The sequence below is a fragment of the Bacillus massilinigeriensis genome, from assembly GCF_900111815.1.
Taxonomy (GTDB): domain Bacteria; phylum Bacillota; class Bacilli; order Bacillales; family Cytobacillaceae; genus Mesobacillus_C; species Mesobacillus_C mediterraneensis.
In genome coordinates, this window is the sequence record NZ_LT630027.1 from 1 (window position 1) to 18,403 (window position 18,403).

Annotated in this window: 17 protein-coding genes, 3 pseudogenes and 1 riboswitch; of the genes and pseudogenes, 8 read left to right on the forward strand and 12 right to left on the reverse strand. The window is 36.8% G+C overall.

Annotation, left to right across the window (positions count from 1 at the left end; genetic code table 11):
* The first annotated feature begins 177 nt into the window (after positions 1-177).
* Positions 178-300, forward strand: coding sequence for an ATP-binding protein (locus BQ5796_RS17875; RefSeq protein ID WP_428839327.1), 123 nt, complete (start codon positions 178-180; stop codon positions 298-300).
* Between the two features lie 342 nt (positions 301-642).
* On the opposite strand, the gene BQ5796_RS16950 is transcribed toward BQ5796_RS17875, so the two are convergent.
* The 5 genes and pseudogenes from BQ5796_RS16950 to BQ5796_RS16965 form a co-directional block, all read right to left on the reverse strand.
* Positions 643-1,473 (reverse strand): hypothetical protein, encoded by an 831-nt coding sequence (locus BQ5796_RS16950; protein ID WP_071461339.1) that lies wholly within the window; start codon positions 1,471-1,473, stop codon positions 643-645.
* A 111-nt stretch (positions 1,474-1,584) separates the two neighbouring features.
* A pseudogene (locus tag BQ5796_RS17595) lies at positions 1,585-1,794 on the reverse strand (ATP-binding protein); the annotation flags it as partial.
* An 88-nt stretch (positions 1,795-1,882) separates the two neighbouring features.
* A pseudogene (gene tnpC / locus BQ5796_RS18900) lies at positions 1,883-3,474 on the reverse strand (IS66 family transposase).
* A 90-nt stretch (positions 3,475-3,564) separates the two neighbouring features.
* A complete protein-coding gene (gene tnpB / locus BQ5796_RS16960) occupies positions 3,565-3,918 on the reverse strand; it encodes an IS66 family insertion sequence element accessory protein TnpB (protein ID WP_071461543.1) in 354 nt (117 codons plus the stop codon).
* Positions 3,915-4,109 (reverse strand): hypothetical protein, encoded by a 195-nt coding sequence (locus BQ5796_RS16965; protein ID WP_071461544.1) that lies wholly within the window; start codon positions 4,107-4,109, stop codon positions 3,915-3,917. Before BQ5796_RS16965 ends, tnpB begins: the two co-directional genes overlap by 4 nt.
* 20 nt (positions 4,110-4,129) lie before the next feature.
* Between BQ5796_RS16965 and BQ5796_RS16970 the strand changes: the two genes are divergently transcribed.
* Positions 4,130-4,399 carry a hypothetical protein gene (locus tag BQ5796_RS16970; protein WP_071461545.1) on the forward strand — a complete coding sequence of 90 codons (270 nt, stop codon included), beginning with the start codon at positions 4,130-4,132 and terminating at the stop codon, positions 4,397-4,399.
* A gap of 143 nt (positions 4,400-4,542) precedes the next feature.
* A complete protein-coding gene (locus tag BQ5796_RS16975; RefSeq protein WP_071461546.1) occupies positions 4,543-5,190 on the forward strand; it encodes a DUF4352 domain-containing protein in 648 nt (215 codons plus the stop codon).
* A 225-nt stretch (positions 5,191-5,415) separates the two neighbouring features.
* Here BQ5796_RS16975 and BQ5796_RS16980 read toward each other — a convergent pair whose 3' ends face one another.
* Together BQ5796_RS16980 and BQ5796_RS16985 are read right to left on the reverse strand one after the other, a co-directional pair.
* Positions 5,416-5,928, reverse strand: coding sequence for a GrpB family protein (locus tag BQ5796_RS16980; protein ID WP_071461547.1), 513 nt, complete (start codon positions 5,926-5,928; stop codon positions 5,416-5,418).
* Positions 5,929-6,128: 200 nt separating this feature from the next.
* A pseudogene (locus BQ5796_RS16985) lies at positions 6,129-7,427 on the reverse strand (transposase).
* A gap of 1,264 nt (positions 7,428-8,691) precedes the next feature.
* On the opposite strand from BQ5796_RS16985, the gene BQ5796_RS16995 reads away from it, so the two are divergent.
* From BQ5796_RS16995 to BQ5796_RS17010, 4 genes are all read left to right on the forward strand, one after another.
* The gene (locus BQ5796_RS16995; protein WP_234969415.1) at positions 8,692-10,128 is read left to right on the forward strand and encodes an AcpB/EbpR/MafR family transcriptional regulator; all 1,437 of its coding nucleotides are present in this window, start codon (positions 8,692-8,694) and stop codon (positions 10,126-10,128) included.
* A gap of 202 nt (positions 10,129-10,330) precedes the next feature.
* Positions 10,331-11,038, forward strand: coding sequence for a purine-nucleoside phosphorylase (deoD, locus tag BQ5796_RS17000; RefSeq protein ID WP_071461550.1), 708 nt, complete (start codon positions 10,331-10,333; stop codon positions 11,036-11,038).
* A 45-nt stretch (positions 11,039-11,083) separates the two neighbouring features.
* On the forward strand, positions 11,084-12,379 hold the full coding sequence (locus BQ5796_RS17005; RefSeq protein ID WP_071461551.1) for a purine/pyrimidine permease: 1,296 nt from the start codon (positions 11,084-11,086) through the stop codon (positions 12,377-12,379).
* A gap of 25 nt (positions 12,380-12,404) precedes the next feature.
* The gene (locus tag BQ5796_RS17010) at positions 12,405-13,586 is read left to right on the forward strand and encodes a NupC/NupG family nucleoside CNT transporter (protein ID WP_071461552.1); all 1,182 of its coding nucleotides are present in this window, start codon (positions 12,405-12,407) and stop codon (positions 13,584-13,586) included.
* A gap of 220 nt (positions 13,587-13,806) precedes the next feature.
* Here BQ5796_RS17010 and BQ5796_RS17015 read toward each other — a convergent pair whose 3' ends face one another.
* The 5 genes from BQ5796_RS17015 to BQ5796_RS17035 are packed head-to-tail and all read right to left on the reverse strand — an operon-like array spanning position 13,807 to position 17,388.
* A complete protein-coding gene (locus tag BQ5796_RS17015; protein ID WP_234969416.1) occupies positions 13,807-14,580 on the reverse strand; it encodes a TatD family hydrolase in 774 nt (257 codons plus the stop codon).
* Positions 14,581-14,585: 5 nt separating this feature from the next.
* Entirely contained in the window at positions 14,586-15,326 is a 741-nt protein-coding gene (locus BQ5796_RS17020) for an ABC transporter ATP-binding protein (protein ID WP_097678035.1), read from the reverse strand.
* 2 nt (positions 15,327-15,328) lie between these two features.
* Positions 15,329-16,090: an ABC transporter permease gene (locus BQ5796_RS17025; RefSeq protein ID WP_071461554.1), complete on the reverse strand. Its 762-nt coding sequence runs from the start codon at positions 16,088-16,090 to the stop codon at positions 15,329-15,331.
* Entirely contained in the window at positions 16,090-16,380 is a 291-nt protein-coding gene (locus tag BQ5796_RS17030; RefSeq protein ID WP_071461555.1) for a thiamine-binding protein, read from the reverse strand. The genes BQ5796_RS17025 and BQ5796_RS17030 overlap by 1 nt, the downstream gene beginning before the upstream one ends.
* Positions 16,381-16,392: 12 nt before the next feature.
* Positions 16,393-17,388: an ABC transporter substrate-binding protein gene (locus tag BQ5796_RS17035; RefSeq protein WP_071461556.1), complete on the reverse strand. Its 996-nt coding sequence runs from the start codon at positions 17,386-17,388 to the stop codon at positions 16,393-16,395.
* A gap of 74 nt (positions 17,389-17,462) precedes the next feature.
* Positions 17,463-17,571: riboswitch (TPP riboswitch) on the reverse strand.
* A gap of 324 nt (positions 17,572-17,895) precedes the next feature.
* Between BQ5796_RS17035 and BQ5796_RS17040 the strand changes: the two genes are divergently transcribed.
* Positions 17,896-18,255 (forward strand): nucleotide excision repair endonuclease, encoded by a 360-nt coding sequence (locus BQ5796_RS17040; RefSeq protein ID WP_071461557.1) that lies wholly within the window; start codon positions 17,896-17,898, stop codon positions 18,253-18,255.
* The last annotated feature ends 148 nt before the right edge of the window (positions 18,256-18,403 follow it).

An 18,403-nucleotide genomic window follows, 5' to 3' on the forward strand; every position in this document is an offset into this window, starting at 1 on the left:
TTTGGCTAAATTAGGCTGAAGGAACGCTGTCTCTTCGGGCCCTTTTTGCCCCTCCTCCCGCCAGGGAATGATTAACATTAATCTATTGTCGCATGATTTTCTAAAATTGTACCGCCACAATTTTTTCCTAAAACAACAAAAAACACTGCCAACGAATATGGCAGCGTACAGGATGAGATCTTTCAGGAAGCCAAACTGGCTAATGCGATTTTAGACCGTATTTTACACCATGCATCGGTAGTAGCAATGGTGGGAAGTTCTTACCGCCTAAAGGATCACTTTACAACAGAAAGCGAGTAATTTTGTACACTCTTAAACGAGCAATAATGTACATATTTACGTTGACATTTATAAATTATGGACTAAAACGTAAAAAAATAGTGATATAGCCACGCAATCGCTATAAAAAATATTCCACGTATGAATATAAAGATTTTCCTCTCTAATAACATAATTCTGCGTATAAACACTAAATCATGTAGGGGTGCTTTTCACCATTTAGAACAAAACAGAATGCTAAGATAATGTAAGCACTACTAACCCCACACTATAAACACAATCCAAACATAAATGCACTAAAAAAATCCTCTTAAGAAAGGGGATTTTTTGTTTAAGTAAATGTATCAAAAATTAACAACTTTTTTACTCATATTCTTTATGATTTATTATCCTATAGACTTTTACATTACTCTCATCTATTGATATAAAGTGATTTGATTCTCTTGTATCTAATCCTCTTGTGCTACCTTTAATTTTACCTATTAGTTGAGGACGGCTTTTGCCAATCTCCCAACAATATAGTTCACCATTAGAATTGTATCTATCAAAAAAGTATCCAAATTTTCCTCTTACACAAAGAGCATTTGAGCCATGTAAGACTTTAGGCACTTTGTAAGATTCTAGAGTTTTTTTAGCTGGATTTACGCAAAGCAAAGGAAAGTCAGTATAAGGAAAAAGCCATAATGAAGGAGATTTGCCTTTACAGATAGCGTAACAGTCGACAATATATGGTCTATCTAATAAGTCACTATGGTATCTAAATGTGGGAGTACCATTATAGGAAAAAAGTACAAGACCTTCAGTTGAAATTCCACTTCCAAACACACCTTCGTCAAAATAACTAATCCAAATACCTTCTTTACTAGTTACTATATCTTCAATACCATCTCCACAGTAAAAGGAGTTTTGAATTTTACCTTCAGTATTTAAAATATAAAGATTTTCTCTTTTGCTATCATTACGTGCGTCGGCAATTAGGAAACGATTATGGTCAATCCATCTAATTAACGGAAAATCACAAGTGATATTAATATTATTAAGACTTAATTGAGTGTCACCTATTTGTACTATAAATTTTCTGTTCTTTTCTAATATCAATAATAATCCATAGTTGTCGCTCCAATCACAATCAATTAATTCAACATTGTTATTACTTGATGGTTTTGAGTACAAAATGGTTTCAATAATGTCCATGAAATCATCTCCAAAAGAATCATATGTAAATATTATACAACAGATTTGTATTTGGCAAGCAAAAAATGTATGAAACGGCAGTTAAAAATGTAGCCACCTGCCAACCGTTTTCTAATTTTGTAATAATGACTCCTTATAGCGATGACTATCGCCATTAAATACCACCAGATGAGAGTGATGGATCAGTCGGTCAATGACTGCTTCCGTTAATATTGGATCTCCAAAGACGTGGTTCCACTGACCGAACTGAAGATTGGTCGTAATAATAATACTCTTGGACTCATAACACATTGAAATAATTTGGAATAATAGTTCTCCACCGTAAGCCCGAATTATAAAAAAAGAACGCACCATCCGGTACGCATCACAAATAGCCGTAAATTCTGATTCTTTGAATCGAATTACGGCTTTATTTACGACATTCTAGCTGTATCTTCTTTGACCAGGGCAAGTACTGATCCAAAATTCCAGGATCTTGATGGATACCGAGATTCGGTAGATCGGTGAAAAGCTTCTTTATGTATTCGTAGAAATCAATGCCATTACTTTTGGCTGTTTCTGCGATACTTAAACAAATGGCATTGGCTTTTGCACCTGCTTCACTCACGCTAAAGAGCCAGTTTTTTCTCCCTATAACGTTTGGTCGGATGGCATTTTCGGCGGGGTTATTATCAATTTCAATGCGCCCATCGTACAGGAATGCTTTGAGTCCATTTGCCCTATTCAGTGTGTATTCGGCTGCTATGGCAAGGGCATTTTTTCCGTAGAATGGCGATTTTTCAACCCATTCAAGGAATTTCACAACAATCGGCTTTGAGTATTTTTGGCGTTTTTTTCTGCGCTTACTCGGAGACAACCGTTTAAATTTCCTTTCGAGTCGGTATAAATCGTCACAATAACTCACGCCAATCTGACCATTTTTGCTGTCCGCTTTCAGCCAATAGCAACGAACGTGCGCCCAACAGTTTGCGAAGGTAACGCCTTTCAACTTCCCATAGGCAGAATAGCCATCACAAATAATGGTCCCAGAAAAGCCTTCAGTGAAGCTTTCAAGGATTAGCGGGCCCGTGACAAAGCACTTTGAAAACGAGTCATTGGCGGCCCTTGGCATGGCACACTTCGATACACCCAATTATAAGCATTGGTTTGACCGGATTTCCCATCAGATCGATAGAGAATTTGTCCATACGTTTCATCGACGTGTAAAAGGGATTTCGTCATCATTAAATGCTTCATACGTTCATAAATGGGCAATAACCAATCGTGTGAGGCACGAATAACCCAATTCGAAAGGTTCTTATCGTTGGTATTCAGGCCATAACGGTCCCATTCTTTTACCTGACGGTAAAGGGGTAAGTATTGTGAGAATTTATCATATATGACTTTGGCAAGTACGCTAGGACTTGCGATACTGCGTTGAATAGTTGGCTGCGGTGCTTTACCTCGTTTAATTTGCGCCTTTTGAAATGTTTCACCTTTGCAATTTTTACATTCATAGGCATGTTCAATGTGTTGTACTTTCTTCATTCTTGCCGGAATAAATTCTGCTTCTTCGCGTACGATTGTGCTGCCAATTTCACTCATTTGTCCCTGGCAACACTCACATTGCGTATTTTCTGGATGATAGTGAATTGCTTCTACTTCTATGTCATCACGTAATGAATCATTTCGTTTTTTCTTCTGAATCGTTCGAACAACAGTATAGGAAATAGTCTGTTGGCTTTGTTCATCTGTGTGCTCAGATTCGCTAAAAGACGAGTCATCATCAAATAAGGAAGCTTGCCCTTCTGGGATGTTATATCTCGACTTTTCTGTTTTCGAGCCATATAAGAGCTTTGTAAAGTGTCGAAGTTGTTGCGTCAACGTTTCATTCTGTTTCAACGATTGATCCAATTTTTTCGATAGTTCTCGGTTTTGTTGATTGGAATGAGCCAATTGCTCTTCAAGCAATTGAATCACTCTCTCCAATTGGTTTTCATTCTTAGAAGAAGCCTTCGTCACATCATTCACCACTTTTCGCTCTTATTCACTCTTCTTATTATAGCGAGTTCGAACAGCGGCATAAAGATATAAAATGAAGGATTTTTCAATTTAAAACGAACCCTTTGGTGATGGCTGGATTGCCTTTGGCTGCTGGATGGATAACCCTTCAAGAAGCCAGCGAAGCTCTTGTTGCGAAAGATTACGTACTTCCTTTTCATCTTTTGGCCATTGGAGTTTACCGTTATCTAAGCGTTTATAAAGTATGGCGAAGCTATCACCGTCGAAGTATAAACATTTATAGCGATCTTTACTCCATCCTGCAAATAAGAAAATGGAATCACCATATGGATCCAGTTCGAAAGAATCTTGAATCAGCGTTGCCAGTCCATCAATGCCTTTTCGCATATCAGTTTTTCCACAAATGATATAAATATTTTTTACACTTGTATAGTCATATTTCACAGGTGTTTCAGCTCCCTCATAACCGTTTGGATCAAGTGCTGATCCATAGCGTTGGAGAAGGAGATTTCGACGTTAGCCTTTTTGATCGTGCAAACGTGACTTGTGGTAGATGGTGAAGCGGTGGATGGATAGGAAACGTTATTTTCGTTATGTAATGTAACGGGGACAATGGTGAGTTTTTGTTGCAGCATAGGAAAAGCACCTCCCTTAGATGGATACATTCATCGTACCAGGAGGTGCTGCATGCTTATATGCGTTGTTTGATTGGGGGCTTACTGTTCAGGCTTACATAGAAGAAAAGGAACAGATAATACAATTAACTAGAGAAGAGCTTGAATCATCTACAGATGTTCCTGTAAAAAGAAGTAACAAAGAATATGTATTGTTATTAGACATATTTTTTGCTGATGAATCTAAACAAACTGAAAAGATTAAAGTTGCTATTGCAGGTCTTATTATGGCAGATATTAAAAAGAATTAATTGTGCCTTTTGTTGTTATGCTTTATATACAAATTACTATCAATCTCAAATGCATTTGAGTCATTTGGTACAAAAAATTAACAAATTTTGAATATTATATAGTACAATTATATTGCATATACATAAACTAGGAGGATTCAGCTATGTCTAAATTAGTTAATTGCAAAGCATGTGAAAAGGAAATTGCAAAAGGTGTTAAAAAGTGTCCAAGCTGTGGCAAAGACCAACGCTCATGGTTTGGCAGACACAAGATTCTAAGTTTTATTGGAGCAATTATTATTCTTGGTGGTATTGGTAGTGCTTTAGGTGGAGGAAGTGAAGAAACTTCATCATCAGTTTCTAAAAGTGGGGAAGTAAAGCAAGAAGCTAAGAAAGAAGAAGTGCAATTCAAAGTAGGAGATATTATCAAAGTAGATAGCCTAGAGTACACTGTAACAAAGGTTGAGGAAAAGGATAAGGTTGGTAATGAGTACATTAATAAAACAGTTTCTAATGGTGGAACTTTCGTAGCAATTCAATACACAGTCAAAAACGTAGGTGACGAGCCTGTAGGCATGTTCGACTATCCATCTATAAATCTAGTAGATGAAAAAGGTGCGAAATATGACGCAGATATTGATGCGAGTTCAAATTACGCAATAGAAACAGATATTGACAATTCAAAGATTGCATCAGACCTAAATCCTGATATTCAAGTGACAGCTACAGATGTTTATGAAGTATCTAAGGCAAAGTATTCTCAAGGCAAATGGTTTATCCATATAGGAGATGCTAAAGTTCAACTTAAGTAGAACTTTCAGGGTACATTTAATGAAATAGAAATCTAATGATTTTCAATGTATAATACTATTTAGTGTATGGTAAAAGAAGGGGGTTGGAAGTAGACTTCCTTCTTTTATGTATTAGTTGACTATTTATTGTTTATTAAGGTATACCTTTAAAAACAATAATAAGAAATTATATGATAACTCCAATATTCTACTATTGTATTTCTTAGTTGAATTACCGAGGTGATATTATCTTTTTATTTTTTCTAGAATAGACTTAACAAATTGGGCTTTATCATCTGCATATTTATGTTTATTATTTTTATTTAGTGTTGATAATTTCTGTTTAAGTTGTTCGTATTCAATTCTTGCTGTATCGTTATTTCTCAAATAATCCCTAAAATCCAACTGTTCAAGTAAATATTTACTTCCACTTTGGTACATATGGATTTGATGTGTTCTTGGTTCACCTTTATTAAAGTAATGTCTATCTGGTAAAACATTTATTCCTTTGTATGAGTAACCAAGAGTTTCTAAAGGAATAACATCTTTTTCACCATCATGAAAATCTTTAATTTCAATAGCTATATCAATAATTGGTTTTGCACTTAATTGTCTAACAGCTGTACTACCAATATGGCGAACAGCTAGAATATGTTGACCAACTACCTTTTGTATCCTCTCTTGCTCTAATAAAAATTCCCTTTCCCATTCTTTTGTCCAAGGAACTAAAAAAACCTCACCTTTTGGTAATCCAAGCATTTCAATACCTCCATATCTTAAATGTTTCTTATCGTCTATTTAATGTATTTGAATCAATTTCATAATTGCTCTTTTTAAAAAAGCTAAAACGACTCCTGTTAGGGAATAAGCCTTTTTTTAAAATGATTTTTGAAAATGTGAGCAGTTGTTTGCACTCCAAATAGTAGGTTGAAAACAATCAACCTTTTCCAAACGCTCTATTAAGCAGCTGCTTGTTGATCACTCCATTGTTGGTTCATCCGATCGGCAGCCAATTTTGATGCATTGTAAACAAGAGTAACCAAATCAAAATGGAGTTTCGCCTTTCTTCCTGTCCGATGATGCACATTGTTCAACTGGAAGAATTCTTCTAAATAGGCATTTACTCGTTCCACGGCTGTTCTTCTGCGTAAATGGCCTTCTACTTTTCGGAACCACGGGCTGGTGCTGTATATCGTCTGAGGTCTGTTTGAATACGGACTTTATAGACTTTCTGGCATAAGGAATCCTTTGCCAAAGGGGCGCACTCTTTTGACCGGACGTATTTTAGAGATTGGTTCTTCTTATCATAGCTGTTATAACGATACGAATGCTTCCTGACGCAAGTAAGGGCAAAATGCTCGTCATAGCCGGCCCACTCGCCCTCGCCGCGTTTGTTGTAGGCGATGACGGAGTGGGCTTTCAGCGCGAAAAGTTGTTGGTAAATCGGAACGAAATCATAACCGGCATCCATGTATCCATGCTGAATAGAAAGGGGCAGCTCTTGAACGCCCTTTAAAAGAAGTATCGCAGCTTTGCCGTCATTCAAGTTTCCCGAACTCATCATGGATTGAAGAATACACTAACTTTTTTGTCCCGACAGCTAGATGGGCTTTGTATCCGTACCAGAAGACGTTTTTCCCTTCGCTGTTTTTCTTGATGCCCCAGGCAGGTTCAACTGGCATTTCCGAGCGAAGTTCTTCTATGGAAATATCCAGCTGATCGGCGATGGTCTTTTCGTACAAGATTTTATTCTATTCTTCTGCTCTTTTTTGCTGGTCGTACTATTCTTTTTCTTCTTTCTTTTTACGAACACGTTTTTTAGGTTCCAGCTTGGCTTTCTTTTCTGCGGCAGGTGCCTGATCCCTAGCCTGGAAGTGAGAGGCATCGATTGCCACATTTTCGTCGTCGACAAAGCATTCCTCCATCGCTTGAAGAAGAAGCGACTCCTTTTCTTTTTCCAATATGTTAGATGCAGAGAGTCTATCAATTAAACGGGAATAGGACGCTTCGTCAGGACTTGGTCCGAAACGAGAAATCCACATTCAAGGCGAAATAAGATCATGTTTCAACCTTTTTACGAGATCCTTAATAGTTGGGATGCGCTCCACTAGTCTGGCTACCAAAGAACAAATCATTGCAGCGTAATTTAGCTCGGCAGGAGAACCGCGCTAAGATTTTTTTGAAACGGCAAAAACAGCAGAATCCAGGTTTATCGCAGAAAAAACAGCTTGAAACTGTTGGATAGGGTTCCAAATCATATACCAAACAGGCTTCCTTGTCTTATAATAGAGATAGGGAGAATTCCTCCAATCTCTATTGTTTTGGTCCTACTTAACAAATTCGAGATTTTGGGGAGGTGCTCCTTTTTTGGTGCCTATAAAACCTTGATAGACAAGGGCTCAGATTCATGAAATTCATTCAATTATGTATAAATTTGGTATAAAATAGAATAAGTTTATGCTCATAGGTATATAGTTGTAAAATTGAATTTATTTAACTGTTAAAATCTGAAAGATGTTATGATGTGAAATATAATCATGGAAAATATTTTTTGGTGTATAGGAGGATCTTATGGAGAAATTTTGTTCAAAGTGTAACTCTACAATGGTAGAGGCAAAACTAGATAGTAAGGTCCGATTCGTGTTTCAATAAAACGAGAAAAGGTAGGATTATTAGCTTTAAAATCAGCAGATCTTTCGGCGATTGAAGCCTTTGTTTGTCCGAACTGTGGGCTCATTGATTGGTATGCAGCAGAACCAAGTAAGTTTAGCTAATTGAACATCTATAAACAAGTTGAAAAGGAGTAATGAGCATGAGTACTGGGAAAAACAACTTTGGAAGCAATTAATGAATAATGGATTTTTCACAGCAATATTTATTGTGTTACTAAGCGCTATAGCACTTGCTTTTGTATTATTAAAATAACAGAAAAAAGGCAAGAGAATAGCAATGTTAGTGTTTAGAAAGCTGCCTTTTTTCATTATCAACTTAAAACTTTGAAAATACAGATTTATCTAATCTAATTCAAAAGAATTGATCGGCCATTTGATCTATTTGATCAAGCATCCCATCATGAATTACCTTCTCTAATTCAAATGTCATATTCCCCAAAAATAATAATGGAGCTTTCGTAGTCGTGAGTTTTCTTCGTGATAGTATGACAAGCAGGACATTTATGCGATTTAAGAGGCATCTCTGTATGAATGCAAAGTCTCCCATCCACTGACTCCACCTTGGTGACCATTACTTCTTCAAAACCAGGTAAAATTATGTTAGAGTGCATTATGCACGTATCTCCAATTCCTGCTTGTTTTTCAGCAACTCAAGTATAAAAGATTGGATGGTTACGTGCATTTTTTTGTTCAAAATTGTGTAAGAACCCCAATAAATATTATAGAACCCAAAGGAGCACCGTTCCATTTAATGTGGAAGGTGCTGTTTTAATTGTTTTTCAATCTTAGGATAATATAAGTAGTGATAAAATAGTACTAATAAAAACGTTTAATGGTAAAGGGTGAGAACGTGGATAAGGAATTCAAACTAGCTAGGCAATTATTAACCTTGCTTGATTCTGAACAAAGATGGTTTACCTTAGCTGAGGTTGAAAAAAGTTTAGGTATTTCTGATAAAACAATACGTAAGATGGTTGAGGAGATAAACAAGCAATTGCCCGCCACTATGACCATTGAAGTTTCAAGAGGAAAGGGAATCTTTCTTCAACGTGATGGGCGAAGTAAAACGGTTAGTGAAGTGATTTCTAGTATGTTCAGACAAACGGTCTTTTATCGGCTGATGAATTTATTGTTTGTGAATGGTAATCACTTCTCACTGGAGGAACTTGCTGAAGCAATGTATATGAGCGCTTCATCTTTGAAGAAACTGATTGTTCAGTTAAACAATAATGATCTAAAGCCGTATAAGTTAAGCATTACATATTCAACCCCTATGATAAAAGGGAATGAAATACATGTCCGATATTTTTACTGGAAGTTATATGGTGATGCATATGAGTTTACAGGATGGCCCTTTACGAATATCAACTTTGATTTTATCAACCAATTAATCACGAATATAGAGGATGAGAAAAATATTGTTTATTTTATCAATTCCAAAAGGAAATTAACCTTTTTAGTGGCAATTGTATTGGAGAGAGTGATGAAAGGGAAGTATGTAAAAATTAATGAAGGTGGTTATCCTTGGGGAAAGGGGATTTTCCATTTGCCTGTAAAAGCCTTCGGGAAGGAACTTGAAAAACACTTCTCTATTGAATTGCCAAATAGTGAAATATTCTTCATCCAATCACAATTTAGTCTAAGCCAGTACCATTATTATGAAGGATCAGAAATGACACCCACGCAAGAAGCCGAATTATACAAGGATAAAGAAGCATATCAAATGGGGAATGAGTTATTAGCATTATTGGCAAAGGTTTACCCTAATATTGATAGGCAAGTGCGGTTTATCTCGAAGTTATATGAGTTTTTTGACAAGCTTTTAATCGACAATGCAATTCCCGAATGGATGATGATATCAAAAAGCAATTTAACAGCATATGTTCAAAAAGAGTGTCAGCAGATTTATCAAGAAATGCAAACATCCATGAAAAAGTGGCAAAAATCTTACCCATCCGTCAAATATAATGATTTTCATTTAACAAAACTAACGCTACTTGTTCGTTCAAGCATACGTTATAAAAGCAAAAACGCCTTCTTAGTTATCGGAGAGGAGTTTTCAATCCGCCATTACATTGCGAATTTGATCAAGAAAGAAATTGGTGACCAGTTGATCATTAATACTTCCATAATGAAAGGGCTGACTGACGAAATGGTGCGGCAACATCAGATTGATTTCGTCATAAGTAATTTCCCGGTTGAATTAAAGACAGTGCCCGTTGTTATTATTTCTACGATTCCATCTGAAAGAGATTTAGATAATATTCGTAAAGAATTGCTATTATAATTTGGTCAATTATTTTCCGTATCCTACGTAAGATTCTGGTCTAGTTTGTAAGTATAAAAAGCCGTATGCTCATAGTAGTTTCAGAGCTTATTTCTTTCTCTCAGAGAAATTTGTTCGGAAATTGCTATGGGCATCTTTTTTTATAATAGTTGGAAGCGATTTCACTTAAAACAATATTTATATTACTTTGGAGGGAAAAAATATGAGTAGGCATTTAGGTGCAAAAGAGGGACAAATAGCAGAACGCGTATTGCTCCCGGGCGATCCTTTGCGTGCAAAATTCGTTGCAGAACAATTTTTAGATAAGGCTTATTGCTATAACGAAGTAAGAGGAATGTATGGTTACACAGGAATGTACAAAGGTGTGCCGGTTTCAGTTCAGGGGACAGGGATGGGAAATCCATCGATGAGTATATATGTTACTGAATTGATAAAAGATTATGGAGTTAAAAAAATGGTTCGAATCGGAACATGTGGAGCCATGCAAAAAGAACTAAATATCCGCGATATTATATTAGCCCAGGCAGTTTCTTCAGATAGTAATTTGACAGAGAAGATTTTCCTTGGCTGTAATTATTCACCCACGGCAGACTTTTCATTGTTAATGAAAGCATATCAACAAGCACTAAGCAAAAAAGTAAATACCTTTGTTGGCAACATTTATAATTCTGATGAATTCTATCGTGAAACATTAGATAGGCTTCACAAGTTTATGGAATTCGGTGTGTTAGCGGTAGAAATGGAAAGCACAGCCCTTTATACCTTAGCTGCTAAATATGGTGTAAAGGCATTATCTATTTTGACCGTGGGTAGTCAATTATTAACAAATGAAAGCTCAACCCATGAAGAAAGTGAAAAATCCTTTAATGAAATGGTAGAAATTGCTCTAAATACGGTCATCGATGACTAATTATATAGGTAATTTTAATAGGTACGAAAAGAGAGTGGGAAAGAAATGAAGGACATACTGTCCGGATTGCAGTGGATGATTTTTATGATAGCAGGTGCAATTGCTGCACCAATTGCTATCGCAGATATATATAATTTAACACCCATTGAATCTTCTGGACTGATCCAAAGCACAATTATTACTCTAGGGATAGCTGGCTTTTTACAAGGGTTGATTGGTCATAAATTACCTATTCATGAAGGTCCTGCTGGTTTATGGTGGAGCATTTTTACCATTTATGCAAGTTTGGTGGGGGTTTTATATACTTCACACATAGCTGCTTTACAAGCTTTATGTGGAGGAATGATTATTAGCGGTGTTTTATTTATCCTGCTTTCAGCATTTAAGCTAATGGACAAGATTGCTCAATTATTCACACCAACCATCACATTTATCTATTTACTTTTATTAATCTTTCAATTAAGTGGTTCCTTTATGAAAGGGATAATGGGTATTACATCAAGCCACACGATGTTAGATGTTAAAGTATTTTTACTTAGTGTGATTGTCATTTGTATCACTTTTTGGTTGGGAAACAGCCGCTATAATTTACTGCAACAATTTTCAATAATGATAAGTATATTGGTAGGTTGGCTACTATTTATGATTTTCGGTAAAATGCCGGCACTTTCACAGGTAGATACACTATTTAAACTACCGGAGATCTTTCCGTTTGGAAGGCCTAATTTTGACAGTGGGACCATCACTACTGCGGTTTTGTTAACACTGTTATTAATAACCAATGCGATTGCATCAATCCGTTTGATGGAGACTGTTATGAAACAAAAACAATCAAATGATAATTGCCGCTATTTACGTGCTGGATTTACGTCTGGGATTACGCAATTTATTTGTGGCTGTTTAGGTGCGGTTGGCTCAGTACCTATCTCGGGAGCAGCGGGATATGTTGAACAAACAGGCATGAGAGAACGCATATCATTTTTAATTGGATGTAGCCTAGTTATCTGTATCTCATTGGTTCCGCCAATTATGAATGTATTAGCAGGCATTCCAGCGCCTATAGGCTATGCAGTAACATTTGTTATTTTTGTTAAGATGGTCGGAATAGCTTTGAAGGAATTGAAAAAGGTTATTCATGAAGAGCGAACCTATATGATTAGTGGAGTTTCCCTTTTAGTTGGTGTGGGTTTAATGTTTATCCCTTCATCAGCAACGATTCAGTTATCTCCGATTGTTATAGCCATTTTAAATAATGGATTAATTTGTGGAAGTCTCTTAGCTATTATTTTAGAACAAGGATTAATATGGAAGGAAAAACATTGGAGTAAGCTTACCCATTAAACAATGACTCATTGGAGGGAAAAAGATGCATTATTTAATATCTGTTGCTGGTCTAATTATTGTTCTATTACTTGCATGGCTAGCGAGTAATAATAAAAAAAGGATTAAATATCGTCCGATCATTGTCATGATTGTTGTTCAAATTGTTTTAGGATTTCTTTTACTTAAAACGAGTATTGGGGAATTCTTAATTAAAGGTTTTGCAGATAGTTTTGCCAAATTACTTGAATATGCCAATGAAGGTACAAACTTTGTCTTTGGTGGAGTTGCAAATGAAGGAGCTCATACATTTTTCCTTTTTGTTTTGATGCCAATAGTTTTTATGTCAGCAATAATCGGGATTTTGCAACATTATAAAATTCTGCCGTTCATTATAAAGTATATTGGTTTAGTACTAAGTAAAATAAATGGTATGGGGAAATTAGAATCTTATAATGCAGTTGCAGCAGCAATCGTAGGACAAAATGAAGTATTTATTTCGGTTAAAAACCAAATTGGATTTTTGCCTAAACATCGCTTGTACACATTATGTGCGTCGGCGATGTCGACTGTATCCATGTCAATTGTTGGTTCATATATGACGATGCTGGAACCTAGGTATGTAGTGGCAGCATTAGTATTAAACTTATTTGGCGGTTTTATCATCGCATCTATCATTAATCCGTATGAAGTTAAACCTGAAGAAGATATTATTGAAGTCCAAGAGGGAGAAAAACAAACGTTTTTTGAAATGCTAGGCGAATATATTATGGATGGTTTTAAAGTAGCTATAGTAGTTGGGGTGATGTTAGTCGGCTTTGTTGGATTAATTGCCTTAATTAACGGGATATTCAGCGGTATATTTGGCATCTCGTTCCAAGGGGTTTTGGGGTATGCTTTTGCACCAATTGCCTTTGTAATTGGTGTTCCGTGGCATGAAGCTGTTAGTGCTGGCAGTATCATGGCAACAAAGCTTGTTGCAAATGAATTTGTTGCGATGCTTGACTTTGTTAAAATACAAGACGGTTTAAGCGAACGTACAACGGCAATTGTATCCGTTTTCTTAATATCATTTGCTAACTTTGGGTCCATTGGAACTATCGTAGGTGCAGTAAAAGGGTTAAATGAAAAACAAGGAAATGTTGTTGCTCGCTTTGGACTAAAGTTGCTATATGGCGCGACGCTTGTAAGCGTTTTATCTGCTATAATAATCGGCATCGTATTTTAAATAGGTTTTATGAGTTTTAACGGATTAAGCTTAAAGGCATAATCTAAGTCTTATTCATAAGGGCACTATTTCTGGAGTCTATTCGTTTCAACAAACTCTAGAAGTAATGCCCTTTTTGCTGCCATCCAGTTTGCTTGGAAAGGCAATCGATATAAACTCAGCAAAATCTACTCCAGTTTTTTAGTACTTTAGTTATAAGTCTATTCAATGGAAAACCAGGTTAAATAGCAAAGAACGACTTAGCATTATAAAAAACATACTGCGACACTTCATCCATTGAAAGCTTTTTTATTTTGGCTATGGTTTTTATCGATTCTCTCATCATAGCGGGATGTGTCATCTTTCCGGCAAATGGTCCTTCAAAAGGCCATGGTCCGTCTGTTTCGACCATCATTTGCTGAAGTGGGTAGGCTTGGACGAGGCGTTGAATTTCCTCTTCATATAAAACATCGGGTGTGACAGAGATATAGTACCCGTTTTCTGCCATTCGTTGAACCGTTTTGCTATCACCTTTGAACCAATGGAAATGGGCCCCGGTAACAGAGTATCTTTCCAAAAGGTCACAAACGATCGGTGCATCTTCATAAACAGCGTGAAGGACGATAGGTTTTTCTAATTCCTTACTTAGTGTAATAAATGCTTCTAATAGTTCAATGTGTTGGCTGCGTTGAAGGGTAGTTAGTTTTTGATCTTTCCCTAAATAATACGGAAGCCCCACTTCACCAACTGCGACCATGTCATTTTGATTGCTCCTAATCCAACTGAAAAGTGTCTCTATTTCTTTTTCCGTGGGGGGCATTTGTTCAGGATGATAGCCAAAGGATGGCTTCACCTTTCGGTATAATTTGGCAAGATCCTTATTTTTCTTGCACGATTCTAAATCAAATGAAACGGATATGAGTGCTTCTATGGATGAATCGCTTTCCATGATATCCTGAATTTCTTGGTCGTTATAATGATCTAAGTGAATATGCGCATCAATCATTTTTAACAACTAGATCACTCTCCTGTTTTTTTGAGAGAATAGTAAATTTTCCGTTTCCATTCTAAAAACTCGTCTTCTAGATACAAACTTTCCTCTCTTGGACGTGAAAAAGGGACGCGAAACTCGGCTGCCACCTGAGAAGGTTTATTGGATAAAACAATAATTCGGTCAGATAGAAATAATGCTTCCTCAATATTATGTGTCACAAAAAGGATGGTTTGGCGATGTTCTTCCCAAATCGATAAAAGCCATTTTTGCATCTCAATTCGTGTTAATTCATCTAAGGCAGAAAAAGGTTCGTCCAAGCAAATGATGGGCTGTGGACTTAATAATGCTCGAACAAAGGAAACCCTTTGTTTCATACCACCAGATAACTCATCAGGATACGCATTTTCATAACCCGATAATCCAGCGATATCAATCATTTCTAAAGCTGCTTCTTTTTCTTTTTTTCCTTGAAGCTCTTGCCCTAACAACACATTTTCAACAATCGTTCTCCAAGGAAGGAGAGAAGGGGTCTGTGGCATATAACTAATAAACCCCCGTTTTCCGTTAATGACTTGATTATCTAAGCGAATTGTTCCTTTATCTGGTGTGAGGATTCCGCCGATAAGGCTGAAAATCGTACTTTTCCCGCTGCCTGATGGACCAAGAATCGAGACAAACTCATTCCTTTCAACGGTAAATCCGAGGTTTCTAATAACTTCGTTTTTCCCGAATTTCTTAGCAATATTTGAAACAGTTAGGTGACTCACTTTCATTCCGCCCCTTTCCACTGCCACCGAACGAGCCAGCGCTCAATAAGAACGATGATAGAGAAAAATAATAAACTTAGTGTCACGATAGCAAATATAGCCACGAATACTCTATCTGTTCGGAAGGATGAAGAGGCGAGGGTCATATAAACTCCGATACCCACTTTCGCGCCAAGCCATTCAGAAATAACAGCACCCATGACACTATAGGTAGCAGATATCTTTAATCCAGAAAGCAGGGAAGGAAGAGCATAGGGGAGCTCCAGCTTCCAAAATAATTGCTTATTCGATGCTCCTGCCATAATCATGTAATGCCTTAATTCATTGGGAGTTTGCTTAAATCCATCTAATGCGGCAACAGTGATTGGAAAAAAGCAAACGAGAGTAATAACGATCACTTTCGGCAATAACCCAAAGCCAAACCAAATCACTAAAAGAGGAGCTAAGACTATAATAGGGATGTTTTGCGAAATGATTAGCAACGGATAAATCGAATCCCGAAAGAAAGGGAGCAAATGCAATAAAATAGCTGTAAGCAGGCCGATTGATAAACCTAATGAGAACCCAAGCAACGATAATTTAGTCGTTGATAGTAAATGCGGATAAAAGTGAGACCAACCATTGAAACCCTCATAAAATATTTTTGTTGGAGTGGGTAAAAGCCAATTCGGTATTTCAAATTTTGTCGCAACCGTTTCCCATATAATGAATAAAAGGAGGAGAACCAACAATGGTCTCCACCCTTTCGTAATGATATTGATCATTATCTATATTTCTCCGTAAGCTGGTCCATCGCGATGCCTGATGGCTGGTACAATACTTTTACTTGGGAGATAACATTACTGCTTCCCATCTCAATCATGCGATCATTCATTTTTACGATTACCTGCAGTAATTGCTGTAAGTCGCCTTCCATTGTTGTTTCAAGGGGATGCACCTCAAACTTTACCCCGGACTCTTGAATCACTCGAATTGCTTCATCTACGTATGGAATAACATTTTCGCCATCTTTTGTTTTTGGAATGATTTGAATACTGATTAGTGAATTTGTCATTTCAGAACCCCCTTATTGTGGTAAAAATTCATTTGTAAATGCCTTTTTGGCATCAAGCTTTTTCTCGAGAAGTCCATTTTCAAACATCCATGAAGCATAATTTTCCCATACCTCTTGTTTTTGCTCTCCCCATCTCGGCGCATCATCTTGATATTTAGGAGCTAGCCATTCTTGGCTTTTTTTAACAAGCTTTGGATCCAGGTCAGGAACTGCTTTAATTAAAATGTCAGAAGCATCGGATGGATTTTTAATAGCAAATTCATAGCCTTTAGAAACTGCTTTTACAAACGATTTAACTGTTTCTGGGTTTTCTTTTATCATGGTTTCATTGGTTGCAAGAACAGGTGTGTAATAATCGAGTTTATCAGAGTAGTCTGTTAGATAGACCATGTTGAGCTTTTCGCCGCGCAGTTCTGCTTCTATTCCAGTCCAGCCATAATAAATCCATGCGAAATCGATGTCTCGTTTCATAGCTGTAAAGAAATCAGTATCACCCATATTTACAATCGACACTTTGCTTATATCGGTATTCCCTTTTTTCATTAAGGAAGAAATAACTGATTTTTCAATGGGTGAGCCCCAGCCCCCGTATGTTTTACCTGCAAAGTCTTTTGGTGAGACAATGTTCTTAGAAGCGGGTGAGGCAAAACCAGATGTATTGTGTTGAATGACGGCTGCGATGGAGACAAGCGGCACCCCTTGAATACGTGCTTGTGTGATCGATTCCTGATAGCTAACGCCAAACTCTGATTTGCCTGAGGCAACAAGCTGATCAGCTCCAGTTTCACCGGGCATCATGATGTTTACATCTAAGCCTTCTTTTTCAAAATATCCCTTTTCTTTCGCCACATATAAACCGGTATGATTCGTGTTTGGTGTCCAATCAAGTACGACAGTGACCTTTTTAAGAGATTGTTTATCTTTCTTTTTCGTTTCTTGTGTTGATTTCGGATTGCTGCAGCCTGCGATCATTAATAAGCAGCATAATACGATTAACCACTTTTTCATTCCTAGTCCTCCTATGTACATAATAAAAAGCGCCCTAGGGGAGAACCCAGGGCGCACATTAGCAAACAATCGTAATTGTTCAAGAATATGTTCCCTTCGCTGGTATCAACCAGATCAGGTTCTAAGGGTCAACATCTTAATGATGTAATCTCAACCGGCACACCGGTCCCCCTACAATTCTAGCTATAAAATTATCTTCCAAAACTAATTATAACATTCATTTTCCCTAAAGAAAAATATGATAATGGAATAGAGCGGGGGTTTGTTTGATAGTTCTAAAAAAAATCAGATACAGTTTAACGCTCGGACAAAAAGTATATATGTATTGAAAGGTGTGCTATCATTGGGGAAATGAGCTTCAGAATATAATTTATTTTCTAAAGCGTAAGTGTGCGAAAGTTTAGATGATAATATAGTAAAAGGATATTAAAGGAACTAGTGGGTCATACCAATAGAAGTAGTGTTGTTTTTGCCTTTAACCAAACACCAAAGGAGAAGTGAACAAAAGTGATTAACATAACCATTCCAAAACCCGATGTTACAATTACCAAACAGAAGAACCCTGAATTAAGTAATATTTACGGGTTTACAGATTTCCATCTCATTACTAGAGAAAAGGGCGGCATCTTTATGTTCTATAACAATAAAGAAGAGCTTTTGTTTGTCGGTAAGGCTAGGAAATTGAGGCAAAGGATTAAAAAGCATTTCGAAGACACTGTTTCCCCAATAAAAAATCATAGAGACGAAGTCACTAAAATTGACGTTTGTGTGGTTGAAGACCCTGTAGATAGAGAAATTTATGAAACGTATATTATTAATACACTCAAAGCAAAATACAACGTAGACAAGGTCTTTTTTGAAAAATGAATATAAACGTGAAAAGTGAAGCGCACTAGCTTCACTTTTTTATTTGAATACCGAGACCATAAGAGCAAGAATGAGGACGATTGGAGGTCGGATACTTGTTAAAATAAACTACAAATATGAGGAAGAGATAAAGTTAATCTCCCACTAA